Source organism: Robertmurraya massiliosenegalensis JC6, assembly GCF_000311725.1.
In the GTDB taxonomy this organism is placed as follows: Bacteria; Bacillota; Bacilli; order Bacillales; family Cytobacillaceae; genus Robertmurraya; species Robertmurraya massiliosenegalensis.
In genome coordinates this window covers 1-25,081 of sequence record NZ_HE978515.1, presented here as the reverse complement: position 1 = coordinate 25,081, position 25,081 = coordinate 1, and the positions used below count along the sequence as shown (strand labels likewise).

26 protein-coding genes and 2 pseudogenes are annotated in these 25,081 nt (G+C 35.2%); 26 read left to right on the top strand and 2 right to left on the bottom strand.

From position 1 onward, the window contains the following. Positions 1-3: 3 nt before the first annotated feature. The 19 genes and pseudogenes from BMSHG_RS16465 to BMSHG_RS16380 all read left to right on the top strand — a co-directional run bounded on the left by BMSHG_RS16465 (position 4) and on the right by BMSHG_RS16380 (position 12,739). Complete coding sequence (locus BMSHG_RS16465; protein ID WP_019155557.1) at positions 4-363, top strand: rhodanese-like domain-containing protein; 360 nt, start codon at positions 4-6, stop codon at positions 361-363. Positions 364-409: 46 nt separating this feature from the next. Further along, positions 410-706 (top strand): rhodanese-like domain-containing protein, encoded by a 297-nt coding sequence (locus tag BMSHG_RS16460; protein ID WP_019155556.1) that lies wholly within the window; start codon positions 410-412, stop codon positions 704-706. Positions 707-857: 151 nt separating this feature from the next. Continuing rightward, on the top strand, positions 858-1,436 hold the full coding sequence (locus tag BMSHG_RS16455; protein WP_019155555.1) for a sulfurtransferase TusA family protein: 579 nt from the start codon (positions 858-860) through the stop codon (positions 1,434-1,436). A gap of 19 nt (positions 1,437-1,455) precedes the next feature. Next, the gene (locus BMSHG_RS16450) at positions 1,456-1,689 is read left to right on the top strand and encodes a glutaredoxin family protein (RefSeq protein ID WP_019155554.1); all 234 of its coding nucleotides are present in this window, start codon (positions 1,456-1,458) and stop codon (positions 1,687-1,689) included. Positions 1,690-1,748: 59 nt separating this feature from the next. Beyond that, a complete protein-coding gene (locus tag BMSHG_RS16445; RefSeq protein WP_019155553.1) occupies positions 1,749-2,876 on the top strand; it encodes an MBL fold metallo-hydrolase in 1,128 nt (375 codons plus the stop codon). Between the two features lie 33 nt (positions 2,877-2,909). Then, positions 2,910-3,137 (top strand): sulfurtransferase TusA family protein, encoded by a 228-nt coding sequence (locus BMSHG_RS16440; RefSeq protein ID WP_019155552.1) that lies wholly within the window; start codon positions 2,910-2,912, stop codon positions 3,135-3,137. Between the two features lie 58 nt (positions 3,138-3,195). Then, positions 3,196-3,972, top strand: coding sequence for a sulfite exporter TauE/SafE family protein (locus BMSHG_RS16435; RefSeq protein WP_019155551.1), 777 nt, complete (start codon positions 3,196-3,198; stop codon positions 3,970-3,972). Positions 3,973-4,014: 42 nt separating this feature from the next. Continuing rightward, a complete protein-coding gene (locus tag BMSHG_RS16430) occupies positions 4,015-4,356 on the top strand; it encodes a DsrE/DsrF/DrsH-like family protein (protein ID WP_034659055.1) in 342 nt (113 codons plus the stop codon). A gap of 13 nt (positions 4,357-4,369) precedes the next feature. Continuing rightward, positions 4,370-4,750, top strand: coding sequence for a hypothetical protein (locus BMSHG_RS16425; protein WP_019155549.1), 381 nt, complete (start codon positions 4,370-4,372; stop codon positions 4,748-4,750). A 295-nt stretch (positions 4,751-5,045) separates the two neighbouring features. After that, on the top strand, positions 5,046-6,482 hold the full coding sequence (locus BMSHG_RS16420) for a bifunctional metallophosphatase/5'-nucleotidase (protein WP_019155548.1): 1,437 nt from the start codon (positions 5,046-5,048) through the stop codon (positions 6,480-6,482). Between the two features lie 92 nt (positions 6,483-6,574). Continuing rightward, positions 6,575-6,973: an OsmC family protein gene (locus tag BMSHG_RS16415; protein WP_019155547.1), complete on the top strand. Its 399-nt coding sequence runs from the start codon at positions 6,575-6,577 to the stop codon at positions 6,971-6,973. 91 nt (positions 6,974-7,064) lie between these two features. Further along, a complete protein-coding gene (locus tag BMSHG_RS16410; RefSeq protein WP_019155546.1) occupies positions 7,065-7,718 on the top strand; it encodes a hypothetical protein in 654 nt (217 codons plus the stop codon). Between the two features lie 119 nt (positions 7,719-7,837). Beyond that, positions 7,838-8,401 (top strand): redoxin domain-containing protein, encoded by a 564-nt coding sequence (locus BMSHG_RS16405; protein ID WP_019155545.1) that lies wholly within the window; start codon positions 7,838-7,840, stop codon positions 8,399-8,401. A 5-nt stretch (positions 8,402-8,406) separates the two neighbouring features. Beyond that, the gene (locus BMSHG_RS16400; protein WP_235776403.1) at positions 8,407-9,108 is read left to right on the top strand and encodes a response regulator transcription factor; all 702 of its coding nucleotides are present in this window, start codon (positions 8,407-8,409) and stop codon (positions 9,106-9,108) included. A gap of 159 nt (positions 9,109-9,267) precedes the next feature. After that, positions 9,268-9,627 (top strand): rhodanese-like domain-containing protein, encoded by a 360-nt coding sequence (locus BMSHG_RS16395; RefSeq protein ID WP_019155543.1) that lies wholly within the window; start codon positions 9,268-9,270, stop codon positions 9,625-9,627. Between the two features lie 37 nt (positions 9,628-9,664). After that, positions 9,665-9,925 (top strand): metal-sensitive transcriptional regulator, encoded by a 261-nt coding sequence (locus BMSHG_RS16390; protein WP_019155542.1) that lies wholly within the window; start codon positions 9,665-9,667, stop codon positions 9,923-9,925. A gap of 150 nt (positions 9,926-10,075) precedes the next feature. Next, positions 10,076-10,302: pseudogene (locus BMSHG_RS27685) on the top strand (transposase); the annotation flags it as partial. A 357-nt stretch (positions 10,303-10,659) separates the two neighbouring features. After that, positions 10,660-11,340, top strand: coding sequence for a response regulator transcription factor (locus BMSHG_RS16385; protein WP_019155541.1), 681 nt, complete (start codon positions 10,660-10,662; stop codon positions 11,338-11,340). Then, positions 11,324-12,739, top strand: coding sequence for a HAMP domain-containing sensor histidine kinase (locus BMSHG_RS16380; protein ID WP_019155540.1), 1,416 nt, complete (start codon positions 11,324-11,326; stop codon positions 12,737-12,739). The genes BMSHG_RS16385 and BMSHG_RS16380 overlap by 17 nt, the downstream gene beginning before the upstream one ends. A gap of 340 nt (positions 12,740-13,079) precedes the next feature. Here BMSHG_RS16380 and BMSHG_RS16370 read toward each other — a convergent pair whose 3' ends face one another. After that, positions 13,080-14,582 (bottom strand): transposase, encoded by a 1,503-nt coding sequence (locus BMSHG_RS16370; RefSeq protein ID WP_019155538.1) that lies wholly within the window; start codon positions 14,580-14,582, stop codon positions 13,080-13,082. A gap of 255 nt (positions 14,583-14,837) precedes the next feature. On the opposite strand from BMSHG_RS16370, the gene BMSHG_RS28285 reads away from it, so the two are divergent. From BMSHG_RS28285 to BMSHG_RS26420, 4 genes and pseudogenes are all read left to right on the top strand, one after another. After that, on the top strand, positions 14,838-14,990 hold the full coding sequence (locus BMSHG_RS28285) for a hypothetical protein (protein ID WP_235776420.1): 153 nt from the start codon (positions 14,838-14,840) through the stop codon (positions 14,988-14,990). A 270-nt stretch (positions 14,991-15,260) separates the two neighbouring features. Then, complete coding sequence (locus BMSHG_RS16360; protein ID WP_019155537.1) at positions 15,261-16,124, top strand: peptidylprolyl isomerase; 864 nt, start codon at positions 15,261-15,263, stop codon at positions 16,122-16,124. A 37-nt stretch (positions 16,125-16,161) separates the two neighbouring features. Further along, positions 16,162-17,652 carry an ABC transporter permease gene (locus BMSHG_RS16355; RefSeq protein ID WP_026073491.1) on the top strand — a complete coding sequence of 497 codons (1,491 nt, stop codon included), beginning with the start codon at positions 16,162-16,164 and terminating at the stop codon, positions 17,650-17,652. 106 nt (positions 17,653-17,758) lie between these two features. Next, a pseudogene (locus BMSHG_RS26420) lies at positions 17,759-18,443 on the top strand (ABC transporter ATP-binding protein). 926 nt (positions 18,444-19,369) lie between these two features. On the opposite strand, the gene BMSHG_RS16340 reads toward BMSHG_RS26420, so the two are convergent. Continuing rightward, positions 19,370-21,205 (bottom strand): TniQ family protein, encoded by a 1,836-nt coding sequence (locus BMSHG_RS16340; RefSeq protein ID WP_019155534.1) that lies wholly within the window; start codon positions 21,203-21,205, stop codon positions 19,370-19,372. A gap of 68 nt (positions 21,206-21,273) precedes the next feature. Between BMSHG_RS16340 and BMSHG_RS27165 the strand changes: the two genes are divergently transcribed. Genes BMSHG_RS27165 through BMSHG_RS16325 form a run of 3 tightly spaced genes read left to right on the top strand, consistent with a single transcriptional unit; the run spans position 21,274 to position 24,975 of the window. Further along, positions 21,274-21,915: a TnsA endonuclease N-terminal domain-containing protein gene (locus BMSHG_RS27165; RefSeq protein ID WP_019155533.1), complete on the top strand. Its 642-nt coding sequence runs from the start codon at positions 21,274-21,276 to the stop codon at positions 21,913-21,915. Positions 21,916-21,917: 2 nt separating this feature from the next. Next, positions 21,918-23,981 (top strand): Mu transposase C-terminal domain-containing protein, encoded by a 2,064-nt coding sequence (locus tag BMSHG_RS16330; RefSeq protein ID WP_019155532.1) that lies wholly within the window; start codon positions 21,918-21,920, stop codon positions 23,979-23,981. A 1-nt stretch (position 23,982) separates the two neighbouring features. Further along, the gene (locus BMSHG_RS16325; RefSeq protein WP_019155531.1) at positions 23,983-24,975 is read left to right on the top strand and encodes a TniB family NTP-binding protein; all 993 of its coding nucleotides are present in this window, start codon (positions 23,983-23,985) and stop codon (positions 24,973-24,975) included. The last annotated feature ends 106 nt before the right edge of the window (positions 24,976-25,081 follow it).

Sequence of the window (25,081 nt, the reverse complement as noted above, 5' to 3'; positions counted from 1 at the left end):
AACATGGAATACATCAATTATATCGTTTTTGCACTAATTGTAATTTTTATCGTACAACGTCTTATTCCTACAACTGGAGTAAGAAATATTACCACGGCTGAATTGAAGAATGAATTAAAGGACAAAAACAAACAATTTATTGATGTTCGTACTCCTGGTGAGTTCAAAGGCTATCATATTAAAGGATTTAAAAATATGCCCCTTCATCAGCTTGCTCAAAAAACGAATGAACTTTCAAAAGATAAAGAAGTAGTTGTGATTTGTCAAAGTGGTATGAGAAGTCAAAAAGCTAGCAAACAATTAAAAAAATTGGGTTTTAAGCATATAACAAATGTTAAAGGTGGCGTAAGCTCCTGGAGATAAGGATATTTATAGTTAATATTATCAAATTTAATAGGAGGAAATCATAATGAAACAACTAACAGCAAAAGAAGTTGAAACTTTACTAAGTGAAGGAACAACCTTAAATATTATCGATGTTCGTGAAGTTGATGAGGTTGCAGCTGGAAGAATACCTGGAGCGGTTAATATTCCATTAGGACTAATAGAATTCCGTATGAACGAACTTGATAAGTCAAAAGAATATGTTATGGTTTGCCGTTCAGGTGGTAGAAGTGGAAGAGCTTCTCAATTCCTTGAAGGACAAGGATTCAAAGTGATCAACATGGAGGGCGGTATGCTCGCTTGGGAAGGTAAAGTTGAATAACTTTTTTGAGTTGTATAATACCGTTGCTGGTATATTGGTGAAGTACAGCTTCTTATTTAATATGGACATTTATGCAGCTTATGTATAGGTGTCCAAGTATTGATTTTGATTGATGATTTAACGTTAAAATTATTTTTTCGGAGGTAATCGAATGGAGTCATTAAAAACGAATCTTGTATTAGATGCAAAAGGATTGGCATGTCCAATGCCAATTGTGAAAACTAAGAAAGCGATCAATAATTTAGAAGGCGGGCAAGTTATAGAGGTGCAAGCAACTGATAAAGGGTCAAAGGCAGATCTCAAAGCGTGGGCTGCAAGTACTGGGCATCAATATCTTGGCACAATAGAAGAAGGCGATGTACTTAAACATTACATTCGTAAAGCAAGCGGTGAGGAAGTTACAGAGAAAAAACATCCCCATGTAGTAACGAACGATGATTTAGAAAATGCTATTTCTTCTGGTAAAGATATTCTTGTCCTCGATGTTCGTGAAGCTGCCGAATATGCATTTAATCATATTCCGGGGGCAGTTTCTATCCCATTAGGAGAATTAGAGGAAAGAGTGAATGAGCTAAATGAAGAAAAAGAAGTCTATGTTGTTTGCCGCACAGGTAGTCGAAGTGATTTAGCATCACAAAAGCTTACAGAAAAAGGTTTCAAAAACGTAATTAATGTGGTACCTGGAATGAGCAAGTGGGCTGGAAAAACTACTAGTTTAACAAATGAATGAGATAAGGAGTAATGAACTCATGAATAATATTACAGTGTACACGACAACTCGTTGTCCTTATTGTGTAATGTTGAAAAATTTTTTAGCAGATCAAAATATTCCTTTTACTGAAATTAATGTTGAATCAAAACCGGAAATGATGCAGTATGTTGTAAATAAAACTGGTCAAATGGGTGTACCCCAAACTGAAGTAAATGGAAAATGGGTCCTAGGCTATGATCCGAATAGTATCATGACAGCACTAAAAAATTAATAAGTAATCGTAATATAAAAATTTTTAATTTTAATAATACCATAGGGGGTAATTGATAGATGACTGTTAATGTAATGACTGCAAAAGATGTTACGAGAAAAGTGTTTGATAGAGAACCGTTTTTTATCTTAGATGTTCGTAACGAAAGTGATTTTAACGATTGGAAAATTGAAGGTGAAAACTTCGACTATTTAAACATTCCTTACTTTGAATTACTAGACGGGGTTGAAGAAATCCTTGAAAAATTGCCAAAAGATAAGGATATCTTAGTAGTTTGTGCCAAGGAAGGTTCATCTATAATGGTAGCTGATATGCTTTCTGAAGCTGGGCTAACTGTATCCTACCTTAAAGGTGGTATGAAGGCTTGGAGTGAGCACTTAGAGCCAGTTAAAGTGGGCGATTTAAAAGATGGTGGAGAAGTCTATCAATTCGTTCGTATCGGAAAAGGCTGTCTATCTTACATGGTGGTATCAAACGGTGAAGCAGCGATTATCGATGCAACTCGTATGACGGATATCTTCCTTGATTTTGCTGATAGCAAGGGTGCGCAAGTTAAACATGTATTTGATACTCACTTACATGCTGACCATATTTCAGGAGGAAGAAAAATAGCTGAAGCCACAAATGCAACTTACTGGTTACCACCTAAAGATGCAACAGAAGTTACGTTTGAATACGCAGCTTTAGAAGGCGGTCAAGATGTGACAATTGGAAATACAACAATTACTATTCATGCACTGTATTCTCCTGGTCACACAATTGGCTCTACTTCTTTTGTTGTTGATGAAAAATTCTTACTTTCGGGTGATATTCTGTTTATTGATTCAATCGGTAGACCGGACCTTGCTGGTTTAGCACAGGATTGGGTAGGAGATCTAAGAGAAACTCTTTATAACCGTTATAAAGAATTGTCTGATGACCTAGTGGTTTTACCTGCTCACTTCATGATTATTGACGAATTAAATGAAGATGGAAGTGTATCCGAAAAACTAGGAACACTATTTGCGAAGAACCATGGTCTAAATATTAAGGACGAAGCAGAATTTAGAAGAATCGTAACAGAAAACCTACCACCACAACCAAATGCATATCAAGAAATCCGTGAAACAAACATGGGGAATATTTCTCCTGATGAAGAAAAACAACGTGAAATGGAAATCGGACCAAACCGTTGTGCGGTACGCTAATTACGAACTTAATTGATAGGAGGAGTTATTCTTATGAATATAGCAAAGGTATTAGATGCAAAAGGACTCGCATGTCCAATGCCGATCGTAAAAACAAAAAAAGCAATGAATGAAATCGAATCAGGCCAAGTCCTTGAAATTCATGCAACTGACAAAGGTGCTATAAATGACCTAACAGCTTGGGCTAAGTCTGGTGGTCATGAACTAATAAAGCACGAAGAAGATAATGAAGTATTAAAGTTCTGGATTAAAAAGGCGTAAACAACCAAAAAAAGGGAACCGTATATGGTTCCCTTTTCTCAAGAGGAGGTAAACATAAATGGATTTTACATTTATCATTACAATTTTTCTAATTGGTTTTATTGGTTCATATATCTCAGGAATGTTAGGAATCGGTGGATCTATCATTAAATATCCAATGCTATTATATATTCCACCATTATTTGGTTTAGCAGCTTTCAGTGCTCATGAGGTATCAGGAATCAGTGCTGTTCAAGTATTTTTTGCAACTATTGGTGGTGTCTGGGCATATCGTAAAGGTGGGTATTTAAATAAAACACTGATTCTCTATATGGGGATTAGTATTTTAGTAGGTAGTTTTGTTGGTGGATTTGGATCCAAATTTATGTCAGAGGGTGGAATTAACGTAGTCTATGGTGTGTTAGCGTTAATTGCTGCTGTTATGATGTTCATTCCGAAAAAAAATGTAGATGATGTTCCATTTGACCAAGTTACTTTTAATAAGTGGTTAGCTGCTGTACTTGCCTTTATTGTAGGTTTAGGTGCTGGGATTGTTGGAGCAGCCGGCGCATTTTTACTTGTACCGATCATGCTCGTTGTCTTAAAAATTCCTACCAGAATGACAATCGCATCTTCACTTGCAATTACATTTATTTCATCCATTGGTTCTACTGTAGGAAAAATAACAACAGGCCAAATTGAATATGTTCCAGCCATTATTATGATTGTAGCAAGCTTAATTGCTTCACCACTAGGTGCAAATGCAGGGAAGAAGATGAACACAAAGGTTTTACAGATTATCCTTGCAATTTTAATCGCTGCAACTGCAGTGAAGATTTGGATGGATATTCTATAAAATAAAGAGACCGATATGCTTAAAGAAGGAAGGGTAATCTTTATGAGAAATTTTGTTTTCTTTGTATCATTACGTTCAAATGTACCCTTTGTTTTAAAAGAAGCTTTACGCATGGTCGAGAATGGGCATAAAGTAAGTGTATTCTTTGACCTTGATGGTGCAAGAGTTCTTGATAAGAATTATGTAAAGGTTAGAAAAAGGAATCATAATGTTGATCTAGATATTCTTTTACAAAATGCAGTTGATAAAGGAATAAAATTATTTGGTTGTCAAATGAATGTATTAATTGCAGATGGTCTTGAACTTATAGATGGAGCCGAATTAGCTGGTGTTGTAACTTTTCTAGAAAAAGCATATGAAGCAGATGCCGTTTTGAGCTATTGAAGGGGGACTTCTAATGAAAAAACGAAAAGTAGTTGTGTTAGTCTTACATGATGAATTAGAATCGGCATATCCTCCATTGAATATTGCGGTTGGCGCAGCTTCTTCAGGAGCTAATGTTTCATTAGCTTTTTTAAGAAAAGGTGTTAATTTACTTGATAAAGGGTTTGTTCCAGTTGTTTCTGATGGAACTGAATATTTGTCAAAAGCGTTAAAGAATTTTAACGCACCAACTATTCGCGAACTCTTTGATATAGCAGTAGACTCGGGGGTTAAATTGTATGCTGTTGATTTAGATATTCAAAATCATACAAATTTTTTATACTCGATTGAACAGGTTCCGATAAAGTGGATCCTTAATGAAGCGGTGTCAGCTGACCTTTTTGTTCATTTTTAACGTGTAGTTGTACCAAAATTGAAATGGGGTGAAACAATGGAGAAGCCCAACAAGAATTGTGGTAATGGTACTTGAGGAATTAAGACAAACAAGGACTCAAAGGTTAAGGGCATTCCGCCAATATGACCTGGTGTTCTTGTCTGGCTCCTGGTAGGAGTCATTATATTGCTACAAAAAATATTTTAACGAGAAAGGAGGAGCACACCCTCCTTTTTTGTTTGTGGAAATTTTTCTACTATAGATTTTAAAGATGCTCATACTACTCATAAATCAATTACTATGAGGAGTTGGGATGATGGCAAAGAAACTTACAATTATTCAGCAGAATGATACACATGGAAATTTTGAGGAACATAATGAGCTCTTTTGGAATAGCAACTATCATCTCCGGAGGGTAGGTGGCTTTTCAAGGATTTTTCAATTTGTTAAAGAACTAAAACGGAACCAAAATGTCTTGTTCCTAGACGGTGGAGATTTATTTCACGGCACTGCCCCACTGGTTTTGTCGAGGGGCGAAGCGGTCCTTCCGCTTTTACAGGAGATGCAAATTGATGCATTTGTTCCAGGCAATTGGGATTACGCGTATGAACCAGATCAACTTGTAAAATTGGTGAAGCAGCTGCCATTTCCTGCAGTCGCATGTAATGTACATATAAAGGAAACGAGGGTCACCTCATTATTTGAACCCTATATTGTAAAAGAAGTGAATGATGTCACTGTTGGTGTAATTGGAACAACCTATCCATATGTAGATGTAACGATGCCTGAGGCTTTTTCTGCTGGCTTAGAATTTTCAATTGGGGTAGATGAGGTTAAGAGGTGTGTTGAAGCTTTACAAAAGGAGAATGTCGATCTCATAGTCCTTTTAAGCCATATGGGATTACCGCTTGATTACAAACTAGCATCATTGGTTAGTGGTATCCATGTGATTGTGAGTGGACACAGTCATGACCGTATAACAAAACCAATCATTCAAAATGAAACCCTTATCTTTCAATCGGGAGCTAGTGGTTCCTTTCTCGGATTACTGGAAGTAACATGTGAGAAGAACAGAGTTATAGACTACTCGCATAAATTTATTCCGTTAGATGTAAGTCAATTTGAAGATAATGACAAAATTAATTACCTAATTCAACAGGTAATGGAGCCTTATTCGTTTATGAAAGAAGAAATAGTCGGAAAATCTGATACATTGCTTCATAGAATGACGCTAAACGAAGCGCCGATGGACAAGCTCATAACAAACTCTTATCTTTACCCATTTGATGCAGATTTTTCATTTTCTCACGGGTGGAGATACGGTACTCCTGTCGCACCAGGAAACATATCTTTATATGATTTGCATACAATCATCCCTACCAACCCGGAGATTTTTTCGTTGGAGCTAACAGGTAATGAAATCTTTCAAGAACTAGAAAAAAATCTTGAACAAGTATATTCGACAGATCCGTTTCAACAAAAGGGAGGCTATGTCTTACGTTCCAGTGGCTTATTTATGACATATAAGCCCTATAATCCAAAGGGACATCGTATTCAGTATTTAGCGATTAATGGTGAACCCTTTAACCCAGAGAAGGTTTATCGCATTATTAGTGCGGGAGAACAGCTCTTTAAACAATATAGCAACAGAAAACAACCGAAACATGTACACGCAATTGAAGTGATAAAAGCATATTTATCCGAAAAAGGACCTTTTTCTACTGGAGGTCCACCATCCATAATTAGTGTTTAGAACTTTTTTCAAAAGCCTCTTAACAGAAACTTAATAATTCTATGCCATAATAGTGTAAATAAAGTTTTCACTATGCAGGAGGTAGAAACGAATTGTTTGAATACGAAGTAAGAGATGGCTCATGCCGTATACAAACCGAATATCAGGAGTTACATGTCTCAGCAGATCCTCACAAGGGAGTAAGGCCTGTTGAGTTACTTGTTTCTTCATTAGTAGGCTGTAGTTCTGGAATATTTACTAAAGTGCTGGAAAAGAAACGAATACAAGTGGATTCTATAAGGGTTAGAGCAACCGTCGATAGAAATCCCGAGGAAGCAAACCGAGTCACCAAAATAAATCTTCATTTTATAGTAACCGGAAAGAACATAAGTGAAAAACAAATTCAAAAATCGTTAGAAGTTACTCGGAAAAACTGTAGTATGATACAATCTGTTAAGGATTCAATTCAAATCACCGAAACATTTGAGATACGTGGTTTAGCAAATAATTGAATAACCAACTTAGAGTATATTTATATATACCCGGTATGGTATAATGAACATGCGGTTAACCTGTAATCCATGAAATTAAGGGGAAAAACGAATGGCAGTTATTCAAATAGGTTCTTTATCAATTCTACTAAAATGGGTCATTCTTGGAATAGCAATTATAGCAGGGCTTGTTTTTATAAAAGTATGGTTAAAAGTTACTCATGAAAAGGATTCTCAAAAGAAGATTTTTGATATCCTGTCAAACGGTATTTTTATCGGATTTGTCTCCTGGAAAGCCAGCTTACTAATACTTGAGCCACAGCTGGTCCTAAAAAGTCCTCTTTCACTTTTATACTTTACTGGTGGATCAGACGGATTATTAATTGCGGTTATAATAACAATCTTATTTGTATTTTATAAGTTAAAGAAAATGAGCTTGTCGGAACATCAAATGATCCAGATTGTTCTCAATTATAGTTTAGTAGTAGTGGGTGGGTATCAAACGCTTGCAGCTATACTTCTTGGTACTGAAACACTCTATCATGTAGCACTTGGGGTTATCACTTTTATTCTATTACTGTTCATTCTTATACGTAAGCCATCTCTGAATGGACTAGTAAATGTGATGATCATTTGGTTATTTATTATGGTTATTTTACAGCTTACTTTATTACCGCAAAGTGTTCGACTATTTTTATTTACCATGGAGCAATGGTTTTTTATTAGTTTAATTCTCATTTCTTGGTTTTATCTAAATAAAAAATAAAATCAAATCACAGATATAGCTTCAGAAGGGAGTAATCTTGTTCGAAAATATAACTGAGGTTGAGAACCTTAGTGACTATTTACCTTCGTTTACATTTTTTTAATGAGAGGTGATCACATATGATACGAAATATAATCATTATTTTAGGATTAGTAGGTCTGGTAGGTTGGGCAATTTATGATACCCAATTTTCAAAAGCGGATGCGGAAAAAGCGAAGAAAACAGAAGAGGTATCAGAGGATATTGAGGTAGGGATTGAAGAAGGTAATAAAGCTCCGGATTTTGAATTAAAGACATTAAAAGGGGAACAACTTAAACTTTCAGATATGGTTGGAAAAAAAGTGATTTTAAACTTTTGGGCAACATGGTGTCCTCCTTGTAAAGCAGAAATGCCCCATATGCAGGATTTTTACGAGGAACAAGCTAAAAATGGAGTAGAAGTAATTGCGGTAAATCTAACAACTTTGGAGAAGGATACTTCGGAAATAGGAAAGTTCGTTGAGGAATATGGATTAACATTTCCAATTCCTTTGGATAAAGAAGGGGATCTCGGAGGGGATACGTACCAAGCATATACAATACCAACAAGCTATATTATAGATTCAAATGGAATTATTCGTAAGAAAATCGTTGGACCAATGGATAAGGAATTGATGACAGAGCTAATAAATAGTGTAGAATAAATGTGGTGAGAGTTTTGAATAAACGAGGAAAATCAATATTGATTGTAGATAGTGATGAGCAAATCCGAGATACGATAAGGAAACAATTAGAGGATGCAGGATTTGATGTTCTTGGGGCTACTTCTTATAAAACAGCAAAAGACTATTTTTTGACCTTTGACCCATGCTTTTGTATCAGTGAGCTCCTTTTACCAGATAGAAGTGGATATGACCTTTGTAAGTGGATCAGAAAAGAACAAAAAAGTGAAATACCACTCATGGTTGTATCTGGTCTTACTGATGAAATGGCTACTGTTAAAGCTTTACGATTAGGAGCTGACGACTTTATACGTAAGCCCTTCCGTCATGAGGAGCTGATTGCACGGGTTGAAACGGTCTTAAGAAGAACGGCCCATCGTTGTAGTAAAATATCGTATCGAGGTATTGTCCTAAAGCCATTAAAAGGAGAAGTAAGATATCAAGGACATGAGATTTCATTAACTCTGCATGAATTCCGCCTTCTTTACTTTCTGATGAGACACCCAAACCAAACATTGACGCGTCACCAAATCTTGGATGAATTATATCCAACCGATGATAAGATTGTTTCGGAACGAACGATTGACGTTCATATTTTAAAACTCCGCGAAAAGTTTAAGGTGCACATAACTGACGGAGAAATCATTGAATCGGTCAGAGGTATCGGTTATCGATTTATAGCATTTTAATTTTTTCGACTCGCCTAAACGGCGGGTTTTTTATATTTTGAAAAAATAGTTTCTACTTTAAACACAAGGTGAGTTGGGTGATTGACAATATACCCATATGGGTATATAATAATTCTACAGTGTTTCCTTAATTTATTGCCTTAAGGGGTTGTTAAGCTATTGATATTGTTTTTACTTTTGATACTATTTATACTATGGGAATTATATAAGAGGTATTTCCCTGTAGCTGGTATACACTGTGAAGATATATTAAAAGTTAATTTTACGGATGTTGAGGTCATAGATGTAAGAGACTACAATATATCATACAAAGATGTAATCGAGAAATCTATTAATATTCCTGTTGCCTATTTGGAAAGGTATTGTTATGAGATACCAGATAAGAAGGTTCATGTTGTGGCTTTAAATAGACTTGAAAAAAACGTAGCTATCCGAATCTTAAGACGCAAAGGATTCCAAGTGACTGGATATACAGTGAGTGATTCTCAGAAATTTATCGAAGAATTAGCAGTAAAATAGGGAATCATCAAACCTACGATCAAAGGGGGGAATTTACATGGATTACGATGAGAAAATAAAGAACCGCATAAAACGTATCGAAGGACAATTACGCGGTATTTTACGAATGATGGAAGAAAATAAAGATTGTAAAGACGTTATTACTCAACTTTCCGCAGCTCGTACAGCTATTGATCGAACAATTGGAGTAGTGGTTAGCTCTAACTTGGTTGCATGTGTACGTAACGCGGATGAAAAAGGGGAAAGCACAGAGGAACTTGTAAAAGAAGCAGTTGAATTACTTGTAAAAAGTAGATAAAGACCTTAGAAGGTCTTTTCAGGCTGTAGACAAACTCGATAATTCTTGAGTTTGCCTACAGTCCTTTTTATTTTACAATGTTATTAGAGAATATTAGGGTGGTTGGAAAATATGTCGAGAAACAATAGCGTAGAAAGAGAACAATTGGAAATGATCAAGTCGTACCATAGGATCTCCATGTGAGAAAGCTTGAAGCTGCAATTGATTTCTCCTTCATATACCCATTGGTTGAAAACCTTTATTCAACATTAGGTCGTTCAAGTATTGATGCAGGTTGTTCTGATTAAAAGGATATTTATTCATTATGATTTGGCATACGTTCAATGAGACAAACAATCAAGGAAATTGAAACGAATGTAGCTTACCGTTGGTTTTTGGCCACCAACAAAACGCATTTTGCTGGTGGCACCCCAAATTAGAATATTAATATAGTCACTAATAGTAGCACAATGCCGCATAACCAGCAAAATAGTCCATCAAAATTAATTACAATTTGATGGACTATTTCATTTATATTTTTATGTTTTATGATAGATATCTGAAACTGCTACGGTTTTGCCCAGTTTTTTTATGAGGCCGAACATCGTAAGCTATTTATTTGCAGGATTTTATTTCACTGACATCAAGCTGACTTATTTCAATGCTATCTTTATATAGACATTAGCCAGTTGTAAGAGTATCATATATTCAGTTTAAATTGCTGTATTAAGTTATTAATGCAGGGAGATGAGACCGTGAAAACGATTTTAATTGTTGAAGATGAAGTTCCTATTAGCCAGGTGCTGAAGGTTTATTTGCAAAAAGCAAATTTCAAGACGGTACAGGCTTTTGAAGGAAATGAAGCAATAGAAAAATTCTGCCTTCATAAACCAGCGCTTGTTTTATTAGATGTGATGCTACCTGGTAAAGATGGCTGGGCGGTTTTAAAAGAAATTCGCCAAACAAGTGCATGTCCCGTAATTATGCTAACGGCCTTGGGTGATGTTCATTATCGGCTGACCGGGTTGAATGGAGGTGCAGATGATTATATTCCAAAACCATTTATAGCTGATGAGGTGGTGGCGCGTGTCAATGCAGTTTTAAGACGCGCACAAATAGATGATGGTCCAGCAAGAAAATTTGGACAATTGCAAATCAATCTCAATTCTCATAGAGTAACAATTAATGGTAGAGAAATTGAATTAACGCCGCGTGACTTATCTTTGCTTTTGTTTTTGGCAGAAAATCCGAATCAGACTTTTACAAGGGACCAGTTAATAGAGCATGTGTGGGGTTGGGAGTATGAGGGCAGTGACCGGGCGGTTGATTTATCGATTAAAAGACTAAGGAAATCGCTTCGGGATTGGCCTCTCTCAGAGGGAGAAATTAAAACACTTCGAGGATTGGGGTATCAATTTTGTGTCTATCAAAAATAATAAAAGAATATCGCTGCTCCGCTATTGGACAAGCCGTTATTTAATCACCCTCTGTATTGGACTTGTCGTTATAGCGGTGATATCCGCTTCATGGATCAAGCATACAACGCTTGAGCACCGATTAAACATGACAAGGCTGATGGCAGAGGAAATTGCGGATCGATTTGTGAATTTAAGTGAAGGAAGACCGATTCCGAGAGGGGATGTGCCGGGATTTTTAACTGACCGCGGAAGATTTATGAATATAGAAAGTGACCCTTCTATTTATATCATTGATGCGTCTGGTACCATTCTCTCTAGCAACCGTCCGCGGAATCGGCTGTTACGGCAGTTTCCTCCAGCTGTTCTAGATGAGGAAGAGGATGTTCTAAAACTAAAATTAGAAGATGAGAAGACAGATTTCTATGTAGTTAAGACACCGATCGTGTCACAGGATGTCACTTTGGGATGGGTTGTTATTTTTGAATTAGAAGATAATTTAACTCAGGTAAAACAAGAATACCGGCAGTTAGCAGTTATGATCATTAGTCTTGCCTTGCTGGGCTGGGCGGCGATTTATTTTCTATCTCGCAGGCTATCGAATCCGATTAAAGATGTGGCAAGAGCTGCTAAACAGGTTCAAGCTGGAGATTATAATATTAATCTGCCTGATGATATTAAAGAGCAGGAAGTATTTGAGCTTGTTCAGTCTTTCAAGGATATGACAGAACGCCTCCAAAAACTGGAGTCACTCCGTACAGAAATGCTGGCGGGGGTGACGCATGAATTAAAAACACCGGTCACATCAATTAGTGGGCTACTACAGGCACTTAATGATGATGTCGTGACAGGGGAAGATGCAAAAGAATTTTTAGCTCTATCCATAAATGAAACGGCGAAAATGAAAAAGATGGTGGAGGATCTTTTAGCTTTCAATTCATTTGCTGCAAATGCAATACCAGTTTCAAAGGAAAGGCATGACATCAATGAGCTATTACTTGATATTATACATCAATGGAAACTTGTTCAGGGAGACACGAATATAGAGGTATCCGTAACTACGCTTGCTAAACAGCAGGTTATTAGCGTAGATCCGCTACGTCTTCAGCAAATTATTACGAACCTTCTTAATAATGCCAAAGCTGCCATCGAAAGTGCTGGTAAAATTGACTTAATTCTTACGGAAACCTCTAATCAAATAACCATCGATATTAAGGATACAGGGGGAGGAATTCCAAAAGAAGAGCAAGCCCTTATTTTTGAGAAGTTTTTCCGAGGACAAGGAAAAAAGTATAAAGTGAGAGGACTAGGACTTGGTTTGCCATTTAGCAAGATGATTGCACAATCACTTGATGGCAATCTGATGTTAATCGATAGCTCTCCAGCTGGAACAACTTTTAGAATTGTATTGCCAAAATGATAAAGTGATAAAACTACTGATTTCGGTCAGTAGTTTTTTTGTGCGAAAAAAATAGTCTATTACTGTAGATAAAAAAGGCTTAGGTAGATTTCTTTGACATCTTCCTGACACATTTAGCCTTTAAAGTATGATTTGTAAGGCATATAAAAGCCATATTTCAGGGCTAAACCAAGATTAATATAATACAATAGGGTCTCGGAATAAACAACAATTTTTCCGGGTGAAATGAACAAAATTACTGGAAATTGGATTGGAATGGCCTGCTCACTCATTATTTTCATTGTATTTTCAAAAATGTGCATGACAAAAAAACCTATTGCCATTATTTTTTTAAAATTGACTAGGCGGCTTTAGGAAAGATGATTTCTTCAATATTTAACTGCTCTTTCTGACTGCTGTACCAAGCATCGATGTGCTGACACATCATTATGGCGTATAGGCGAATGTACCACATTTTTGTTGACCGGTGGCGTCCAGATTCTAAGTGATAATCTATTTTTTCTCTTTTGTTGGAACGTTCAACAGAGGTTCTTCGCTTATAAATAAGTTTCCATTTTTCAGAGGACCTTGGTGTTTTAGTAAATAATCGTAGATTATCTTCTCTAAATGTATGGAAAGTGCGACCATATTTCGCTTTTGAACACGGTGTTGGGCATGTGTTTTTCGTTCCACAAGCAAGTGGACAACGCCATTTTTGCCGATTCTGAGACTGATCAAACCCGTTGGGTTTCATCTCTTTCCCTATCGGGCAAATTGGAACACCTGTTGGTGATATTTGAATATCACTTTCCGTACTAAAGTTCTTCTTCGTTCGAACATTTAAATCGATGAATGGCTCCACATTTTGATGCTCAAGTAGCTCATAAATGGACTCAGCATCATGTGCGGCATCGAGAAGAATTTTATCAATCGTGCCCAAGGTGTACCGTTGCGAAAATTCTATTGAACTTGCCACTAGGCTGACTGAATCATGCCGGGAAGCAGGATGCAGCCGTGGATATAGCGGTAGGTCGTATTGGCTATCGCTAGTGGATAACATGTAGAGATGATATCCGTTGAAGTACTTTTCCCTCGAACTATCCCAGCCTGAGTCGATGTCAGGTTGTGAATACTTGCGTGGATGAGTGCAGTTCGTTAGTCCTTGGGCACTACAATTACATGTTGATTTACTTCTCGGGTATCTAGCTGTCTCTACTGGTGTCCCATCTCCAACAACACCAAGAGCTTTTGGATCTCCAAGAAGGCCAAGTCTTGCTGAAACTTCAAGAAATTGAGATTGAAAAAACTCGAATAATCGATCTCCTGGCAGTTGTTTCTGTTTAGAACCATAACGAATAGCCCGATCAACGAGTTTACGAACAATTCCAGGATTCTTGGGTTCAGCTTTTGCACCCTTTTTAGTCTTCTTTTTCTTTTTTGTCTTTTTCTTCTTGGGTTTGACCTTCGGTAAAACATTCGGGTTTTCGAAGGCCCATAAACGTTTAAAAAAGTCTTCAAATGTTCCAACACCTGGTGTGAGACCAGGTTCAAATCCGCTAAGAATGGCATATAACGGAACGCGACGGAGTTGATCAACCCAGTGAGTAATACCTTTAGTAGGTTGAACAAATAGGGAAAGCAGATAAGAACGCATCATAGAGGCAGGGTCACGAGGCTTTGGTCCCTTTTTAGAAAAGGAATCACTAAGCCATGTAGTTACTGAAGAAAGATCAGTTATCCATAGCTTTTTAATTACAGGCCAATCCTTATTAACAAGGGTAAGAATGCCACCCGAATAATGGGTATTTAACTGATTTAGAACGAAGTTTTGATAAGTTTCGTGTGCAATAAGCGTTGGTTTCATTTTGGCACCTCAATCACAAGTAGTAAGGGAAAATAATCCCTTCACCGGCGATTATTGTGGTGTTTTTGAAAAGTCAAGTGTTTCTTGTCGAATTCGAGAAAATACTTTGATAATTAATTTCCAGTTTTTAAAAAAATGAACATTAAAAAATCCCACCTAATATAGGAGGGATGAAATAAATTGGTTTGAGGAAAACCCTTAAACCACGAAGCTCGGCAAATGCCGAGAGTCTATTACAAAAAAAGGAGGGCATTTATGAAAGGGACAAGATCTATTTATGATAAAAGCCGCAATATATCGAAATCTAATCCCCTCGCGCTTGAATTATCAAGGAAAGTGACTCAAGGGATTGTGAGTGCGGTTGATCGTACGATTGCTGTTTCAACATCACAGGAGAATGGGATTTAGAAGTCATTGTTGCACAAACCATCACTAGACCAATCTCTGCGATGAGGAAGCATGTTGTCGAATTAGGAAGAGGAAATTATTCGAAGAAGGTAAAGGTTGTATCAATTGAAGGAGAAGCAATCAGTGATTCAACTATCTTCGCAAATATTTGTTTACCGAAGTCTCTATAGGGGATGAAGTTTAGATTGAATTATATAGAAAAGGTATATTAATGAAAGTTCAAGTCACATTAACTAGTAATCAATCATCAAACGAATAAAGGAGAAATTGATGAAACGAATCTATTGGATAACAGGATCTATTTTAGTAGTCATTTTAGTAGTAGTGCTATTTTTCGTGCCAAGGGACCAAGTTGCAAGTGTGAATGGAGAAAAGATCAGTGAGAAGGATCTCCATGATCTACTCGTTTCGCAATATGGGTTGGATGCGCTAGACATGTTAATAACAGATAAAATCATTGAATTAGAAATGGAAAAGGAAAATATCGAGGTAACACAGAAGGAGCTTGAAGAAGAAATGAAGGCCAATGCTGACTCTTATGGCGGAGAAGAGGCATTCGAAGAAATCCTTGCAAGCAGTGGGGTAGATGTCTCCACAATTGAAAAAAATATCGAGATGTATTTAGCAACAAATAAGCTGCTCGAACCTAGAATTGAAATTACAGAGGAAGAGATGACTGCTTATTTTGAAGAAAATAAAGATAGTTATGCACAAGCTGAACAAGTTCAGGCAAGCCATATTTTATTGGAGGATGAGACAACTGCCAAGGAGGTCCTTGAAAAGCTGGAAGCTGGTGAGGACTTTGGTGAGTTAGCCGCTGAATATTCGACAGATGAATCAAACAGTGAAATAGGAGGGGATCTTGGCTTTTTCAGCCGGGGAGAAATGGTCCAGGAGTTTGAAGATGCCGCATTCTCTTTAGGGGTTGGGGAAATCAGTGAGCCGGTTCAGACTGAATATGGTTACCATGTGATCAAAGTTGTAGATAAAATCGAAGCCAAAGAAGCAGTTTATGAGGATGTAAAAGAGGAGATTAAAACAACTTTATTTGATTCAAAGATGGAAACAGAATATATAGCCTGGCTGGATGAGAAATATGAAGAATATGAGATTGAGAAGTTTTTGGAATTCTAAAGGAAATGTTTTTTGGAAATAAAGGAAAATAAACTTTATCAATCTATTAAAAGGAGAAAAAAATAATTTTTTAAAACGTGCTTTATTAAGTGTAAATGCGCGAAAAGGCAAAAGCTTACTGCAAATTTTTGTTTTTTCGGTTATATGTGTGTTAGTGCTTGCTGGCCTGTCTATCCAGACTGCTGAGGAAAAGTCAGGAGATTTGGCAAGACAAAAACTAGGGGCAGATGTCACTCTTCAAGTTGATACAGAAAAATTAAGAGAACAGATGATGGCCCAGCAATCTGGAGGAGAGCGGCCACGGTTTCAGGTAACTCCTATTCCTGTTGAATCTGCCGAGGAACTAACATCATACGGACAAATCAAAGGTTATAATTTTTATTCAGCAACCACAGGGCTAGCTTCCAGTTTTGAACCCATTGAAAATGAAACAGCAGAAACAGGGACTTCAGAAGAAATTCCTAGTAACCAAGGGCTAGTAAGAGGTATGCCTGGAGGAATGGCTCAAGGGGATATAAGCCTGCAAGGTGTTGTATTTACCGATTCTGTATCAGAATTTATGGATGGTACTTCGACTATAGTGGAAGGCAGCCACATTAAAGAAGATGATATGGGTACGAATATAACTATGATTGAACAAACATTGGCTGAGGAAAATGATTTAATGGTCGGTGACACGATAACCGTTAAAAATCCAAGTGATAATTCAATCGCATTAGACCTTGAGATTGTTGGTATCTATAAAACTACTTCGATAGGTTCAGATCAGGCAATGAATTTCACAGCCTTAAATCCTTATAACAAGATATATGTACCTTATACGGTTGCAGCAGCATTCAAAGGTTCCGATTATGAAGGAACCATCGACAGTGCGATTTACTATATTGATGATCCTGCTGACATGCAGAGCTTTATTGATGAGGCAAAAGAAAACAGCAGCATTGATTTTGAGACATTTAATCTCGATGCAGATGATCAGCTGTATCAACAGATGGTAGGTCCAATTGAAAATGTAGCCTATTTTTCGAATAATATCGTTTATTTAGTTTCCATTGCAGGAGCCATTATCTTAGGTTTGATTGTCATGATGTCGATCCGGGAAAGAAAATATGAAATGGGTGTCCTGCTTGCAATAGGGGAAAAAAGATGGAAGCTTGTCGGCCAATTTATTGTCGAAATTTTGATGGTCGCAGTACTATCCATTGTAATCGCCACAGCCAGTGGAAATGTCGTAGCAAATCAACTTGGAGAACAGTTGCTAAATCAGGAAATGGAATCGGCCGAACAAACGAATACACCTGAATCTTTTAGAAGAGGAAGAGGCATGGGATTTGGACCAGGAATGCAGGCTTCACAGGCCCAAACCCAGCAAGTAGAAATGCTTGATGAGCTTGACGTGCAAGTTACTGCAGACGATTTAGGTTTGTTAATGATAATCGGAGTACTTATTGCAATTGTTTCGGCACTCTTGCCATCCTTATCCGTCCTTCGGCTGCAGCCTAAAACAATATTAACAAAACAGGATTAATAAACCTAATGTCTGGCTTCCAATGGTTTACTGTAAAGTAAGTTCCGGTGTGATGAGGTAAGCCAGGCAGTAGATCTCCAAAAAATAAGGTAAGGAGTTATAAAAAATGACTACTCTGCTTGCATTTCAAAATATCAGTTATTGGTATAAAAAGACATGACATCCTTAAAAATATTAATGTTAGCTTCCATAAAGGGAATTTTTATACCATTATCGGCCCTTCCGGTTCTGGTAAGACTACTTTTCTCGCGCTTGCCAGTGCACTAGATATTCCAAAAGATGGAACAGTTCTGTATGAAGGAAAAGATATAAAGAAAATCGGCCTAACAAGGTTTCGAAATAAATTTGTTTCAATCGTATTTCAATCTTATAATCTCCTCCCATACATGACAGCCTTGCAAAATGTGTTAACGGCGATGGAGATTACTGGTTCGAGACAAAAAAACAAGAAGAATTTTGCCTTAGACATGCTTCAGCGGGTTGGAATCTCTGAAGAGCAAGCGCGTCAAAAGGTTTTGACATTAAGTGGGGGGCAGCAGCAGCGTATATCCATTGCACGAGCTTTATGCTGTGAAGCTGATTTAATCGTAGCTGACGAACCAACGGGAAACCTGGATGAGGATACAGCTCAAGAAATCGTGGATTTGCTGCAAACCTTAGCACATAACGAAGGGAAGTGTGTCATAGTCGTCACTCATGACCCGAACATTGCAAAGAAATCTGATATTACTATTAAGCTATCAAAAGGAAACTTAACGATTAAGTCTAACGATGAATTGGTTTATAATTAAAGTCACACAAATAAACTAATTGATTAGGTATTTAAAACAAAAAAATACTTATAGTTGAAAATCCGCATTATCCAGACTGTGCCCCTTTAATGTTAATCTTCCACAATCGTGCGCTTTTCTTTAATATGAAGTCGACTTTTGCATGGACAACACATTTAAGGGATTGAGTTTTTTGAGGTGAAAAGGATTGTGAAGTAATCTTCTTAAAGTAAAGGGTGCTTTAGTTGAATAAGGAAATTAGGAACTTGAGTATAAATATTTAGTTTTCTTTCCAAGTCCTTATTATTGTATTTAAAAACCATTTAAAAATGAACTTAAAACAAGAAAGACAAAGGGGTCCGGAATCCCTTTGTCTAACTTCACATCATTTATTTAGTTAAAGCTATTAGTGCGATTATTGCAGTAAATAGAATGACAACGAAAGTCATGCCTTGAAGAACTAGAGAAAGAACTTCACTTTTCATTTGCAAAACCCCCCTATAAATTAGTACGGGAGTATAAGCGCTTATACAAACTTTTTTATAGTCAGCTCTATATTTTTTTGATTATTTAGTTTCCAAAACTATTCAACTTAAAATTATATTCCATACGATTCATTAATTTTTGCTCTAAACTCTTTTTCTTTTTTCAATGTCTATTCTCTTTTAGCTATCTCTTTTCAATTTCTTTATCTTTAAATTAACTTCTTTTCATTTTTCTTGTCTTTAAACTATTTTTCTTATTTTTATGTTTTGTCTTTAAACTATTCAACTTAATTACTTTGAATTGGAGCTGAATATAGTATAAATGCATTTAAATACATAATATAGCAAGGCTGAGAAAAAGTAAACGAATATTTGTAATTTGTTGATAAAATCTGAATACTTTCGACTTTAGCTATAATAAAGGAAAGAATGAGAATGCTATTGTAAAAAATGGATATACATTTAGAAAGAGTGTAGTCTATTAAAAATTTTGTAATTTATATCTTTTCTATAAAACAATAACCTTTTACCATCATTTAATTCTGGCCCCGATATTGAATTCAAATTCCCCATACTATGCTGTTTGAGAATTTTTTTTGTATGAAGATTCAATTCAATTGATAATTCGAAAGTTGTTATATAATGATTTAAAAATGTTAGAAAGTTGTTAACTGGTAGGTAAACATAATCAGTAGTATTGCTGAATTCACCTAATCGTCCAGTTTCTAGCCAATATATTACATCTGATTTCTTTATTCCTAAGATGAAAATTATATCCCGAATGTTTATTGATCCGCTATTAAAGCTTTGATTAATAATAATTTCTTTTAAGTAAAAATAACAATCTCGCTTATCTATTAACGTATTGGTTAGTTTTGGTCCGTTCAATTTAAATTTAATTTTGCCCGATAGCATTCCTCTTAAGATTAATGCTGCATGGTGTGGACCAGCCCATTGAAATGAGTTGCCTAAAGATATTGGCAATTTTACATGTTGGCTATCACTTTCTTCCAGCTTTGACTCAATGCTATTTATTGACTTAATTGGTATTATCCAAGTACTCGCAGAACCAATTTTATAACAATGAGTTCCCTCGATTAGGTTACTATTCAAGATATTAAATGCTGCCTTAGAACTTAATCCCCAATGGGTCATTATTTCCTCTTTCGTATAACTATTCTCAAATTCATCTAGGAGTTTATCGACCTCACTTTTTTCGATTATGTTGAACTTTAAGCCCTTATAAAAATATGGTTCTGAATTAATAACTTCTGAATAAATAATTCCACCGTTAAATTTAGTATTTATATATTTTATCTCGTCCGACCTGATAAATTGATCACCTTTTAATTTAATCCTGTTCTTAGAAATGAAATTTGTAACTTCCTTTGAAATTGGCCACAAATCAGTTCCTATCAATTTTGTTATTCCATATTTTAAGAAGCTAAAGAAGGCCTGTTCATTATTTTCTTCTGCCATTTCAAGAAATTGATAGAAAGCTGTTGGCCAGTTCTTAATGATGTTGAATACGAAGTTATATATACAAATTGACTGTTCAAGTGTTCTATAGTTTTTCAAATGATTTCTTTCCAATATACTCCCTTTATAGAAGATATTACTATCATGAATAGAGAGGTTATCAGGTTTAACAAGCTTTGCAGCCCAAATAGATAAAAAATCTAATGCGTTTAGAAAAGTAGCTGAATTATTAATCCATGAATGCTCATATTCAAAACTATTTTTTAAGTAGATATTATTTAATAATTTTTGGTATTGAATAAGACTATTATTTTTTACGAAGTTATTTTGTGAAAATGAAAGAAACTTGTTACATTTTGGGCAAATATTTTGTATAATGTCTCTAGTATTTATAATATTATGACAATTTGTGCATTTGTCTATTAAAAATCTCTTATGTTCCAAACATATAATTGAATGGCTGCTGATCCAAATTTTCCTTTGAAAACTATCCTCATCAAGACAAATAGGACAAAATCTAGTTTTATCATACAAAAACCATGGATTTTTCTTAACATTCCTTACTCCTAGTCCAATCCTTTCAAGATCAAAAGAAATTGATAATGCTATTGCTTGTTCAATAGGTAACCTTAAAAAGTTAGCTAAGGCCTCCAGTTCTTCACCATTAAGCCAATTAACCATATTTTTGATAAGTTTAATCGAATAGCGGTTCTCAAGAATGTGAAAAATCCAGCTGGGATCCATTAAATTTTGTTGAGCAACCCGATAAACAAAGCTAAGTAATGTTTCATGTGCATAAGGCTTAGGATATATAAGCATGATATTACCACCTATTATTTTTTCCTAGTTTTGCCTTGTATAAATAAACTATGTAAGGAGAATTGGAAATGAATGGTTCAAGAAAAATTAAAGCGAGCAATAAATTAAGCATAAGAGGAAAACACCGTAGCACAAAAATGCGTAGAATGATTCCTTGGGAAAGCACTTTAGAAAGAGATTTCATTAAGCTATTAGACTTTGACCCGACCGTTATATATTTTGAGTTTCAACCAGTTAGAATAGATTTTGCATACAAAGGAAAAAAGCGAAAATATTATCCTGATTTCCTAGTTCGGAAAAATGATTATAAAGACTATATTTTTGAAGTTAAAGCATTTGAAAAAAGTAAAAATGAACAAAATGTACTTAAGTTTCAAGTGGGGCAGAAATATTGTTCGGAAAATAACATGAAGTACGTTGTTGTGACGGAAGAAGATATTAGACAAGGTTATTTAATTGAAAATCTAGATATACTTTCTGAGGTACGTGAGGATTCAATTAGGAAAAGAGTAATGTATGAAATACGTAGAAAATTAATTGAATTGGGCGAAAAAGCATCTATTCATCAATTAAAACTAGCATGCAATGATATTGATGAAGCAGTTTTTGAGTGTAATCTTTATTATTTAATTTATACTAAAGAAATTTATACTGACCTAGTTAATAATGAAATAAATGAAAATATCATTGTTGAAAGGATGCAAGGATAGATATGGCTGGTTATTATTTTGAAGTTGGTACTAAGTTTATGATAAATGATAAAGAATATATGGTTCGTCGTGATTTGGAATTAGATTATGAAGTAGAAAATTTGAATTATAAGAAGATAGAGATTATTCGAAAACAGGAATTGCTTAATTTATGGTGGAATGGTTCATTGCTCTTTAGGGTAAATAATGAGAAGGAAAATGAAAATCTCTTAATAATACATAATTTAGACGACCTAGATGAGTCATCAAAAAGTGAAGCATTAGAACGTTTTAGAATTTTAGAACCGGTAATAAAGGGAGAGGTATTACCAAGTGAAATAAATGAGTATTTAAAATCATTAGAACGTAAGGTTGGTAAATCTACTTTTTATGACTGGAAAAAAGACTGGGAAAGAAATGAAGATATACGTTCGCTAGTTCCAAAAAAACCAGGACCTAAAGGCTCTAGAACAAAGAAACGGGTTTTAAAATTATTAAATGAAGCAATTGAGAATTGTGTATATAGTGATGGAAAGGTTACATTAGAAGATATACATTCTGAATTAACCTGTTTAATAGATGAGGAGAATAAAGAGGCAGTAGAGGCAAATGAAAAACTAGAATATATATCTCCAGCGACAGTGAGAAGAAGAAAAGAGGAACTAATTGATATATATAGATTAGACAAAGAAAAGTATGGAACAGTTTTAGCAAAATTAAAAAGAGATGGGGCCAAGGAAGAAGTATTAGCTACACGTCCATTACAACGAGTAGAAATAGATTGGACAACTGTGGACGTAATGTTAATAGATCCAACAGATTTAAAACCTAAAAGACCAAATCTAATATATGCTATTGATAAGTATTCTGGTGAACCATTAGGATTTTTTATTACATTTAATCCAGTTGATAGCAATGCCTTAAAGCAATGTTTAATTCATGTCATAATGCCTAAAACCTATATTGAAGACCTATATCCACTTGTTCAAAACAAGTGGGTTGCACATGGAATTCCTCATACAATTGTTGTTGATAATTCGACTGTTAATGATTCATATGAATTTGAAGAAGCGTGTTATCAGGTAGGGGTGAAGGAGGTTCAATTTTGCACCATTGATTCTGGGTACCAGAAAGGTACTATTGAAAGGGCATTCAGAGAATTAAATACAAAGTTTATTCATGATTTAAAGGGAACGACATTATCTAATATTATGGAAAAAGGTAGATATGACTCTATGGGAAAAGCTTGTATCACAATACAAGGCTTTATCTACATGGCACATATTGCAATAGTTGATATGGTTTCACATAAGTATCATACAAGAAGAGGTAATTCTCCTCATAATATTTGGAAAGAAGGCATAGCATCAAATTCAAGATTAGAATTGCAGCTCCCTAGAAGTATAGATTCGCTAAAGATTATGCTTATGGGTGGTTCGGAACTAAGGAAAATTCAGCAAACTGGAGTTGTCATTGAAAATGAGTATTATCAAAGTAAGGAACTAATGCAATTAAAGAATGAATTAGAGAAATACAACAGAAAAGATGAAAAAGTAAGGGTAAGATTTGATTTAAGTGATATGAGGAAAGTTTATGTTTATAACACGTTTAACAATCGATATATAATTGCAGATGAAACCGGATTCAAGAGAAAGAAGATAGATATGACATTGCCAGTTCCTTATGTAACGCTTGAATTAGATTCAAAAAGAAAATCAGAAATTAAAAAAACTTTCAACCCACGTAGTCGAGCTATTTCTAAAAGAAGTATAAAACTTATTCAGGATCAAGATGAAAAAATAGTAGCAAAATGGAAGAAAGGTCATGAACCAAATGAAACAGTAAGTTCTTCATTCATTACCGAAACTGTTTTAAAAACAGAAACAAATGTGAATATACCTTTGGGTAATGATGATATAACGATTTTAGAAAATGAACAGCCAACGAAAAATACAAAGAATAAAAAAGATGATTCTAAAAATGAAAGTCAGGATAAGGATATTTCTTATATGGATTATGAAATTACTGATATTGAAGATCTACCAAGTTGGGAAACAAAAACAAAAACTAGCCCAAAGGTGGGGTAATGTGAGCGAAAATAAGAAATTTGCAAAATTAAATGGGTTTCCTGCAAGTCCTGTTGAAGTGAAAAGTAGGAGAGAACATACAAAATCTATAATAGTCTCACATCCCAGATATCAAAAAATTATGAACAGGATAGAAGAATTACATTTTTATTCTAGTGGTTCCTTACAAGCAGAAACGTTATTCTTATACGGTGAAACGGGTGTAGGAAAATCCACTGTATTAGAAGAGTATACTGAACGATTTCAACGAGAGATTATAGATGGGATTACAATTGTACCAATACTTTATAATAAGGTCCCTGTTGGAGCAACCCCAAAATCGGTTGCATCTAGTCTATTAAGTTCTCTTGGGGACCCTGCATATGACAAGGGTACGGAAATTTCTCAAACCGATAGACTTCTACATTTTATTAAAGTATGTAAAGTTGAATTAATTATTATCGATGAGTTTCAACATTTAATTGATCGTGATACAAGAACTGTATTGAGGAAAGCATCTGAATGGATAAAGAAGTTTAGTGATGACGCTAATGTTCCAATTATTTTATGTGGGATGCCAGAATCGAAAAGAATCTTTGAACATAATGAACAGCTAGACAGAAGGTTTCTTGATAAAGAAGAAATATACGGATTCCAATATATAACAAAAGAAGAACAAATCGAATTTAGAACATTCTTAAAGGCTGTAGACGAAGATCTTCCTTTTTACAATAGAACATACCTTGCAGATAAGAAATTGTCCGATAAGATGTTTTATGCTACTAATGGAAATCCGTATTATGTTAATAAAATCCTAGTTGAAGCTACAGCTTTCGCTGCCAAAAGTGGAAATGATTCAATTGACGAAAATCACTTATATGAGGCATTTAGGAGAATAAAAAATTCAAAAAGACCCTTTGTCACAAATCCTTTTACAAACGATAAATTTAATTTATTTGATGCATTTGAATTAGAACAAAATAAAAACAAAAAATTAGCTAAAAACATAGGATAACACTATTGCAATTGCGGTAGTGTTTTTTTCATGAAATGTGCAAAGTGTATTCAACAATAAAGGTATACAGATATGTGTATTTCTATAGATTCAAAATGTGCTATGC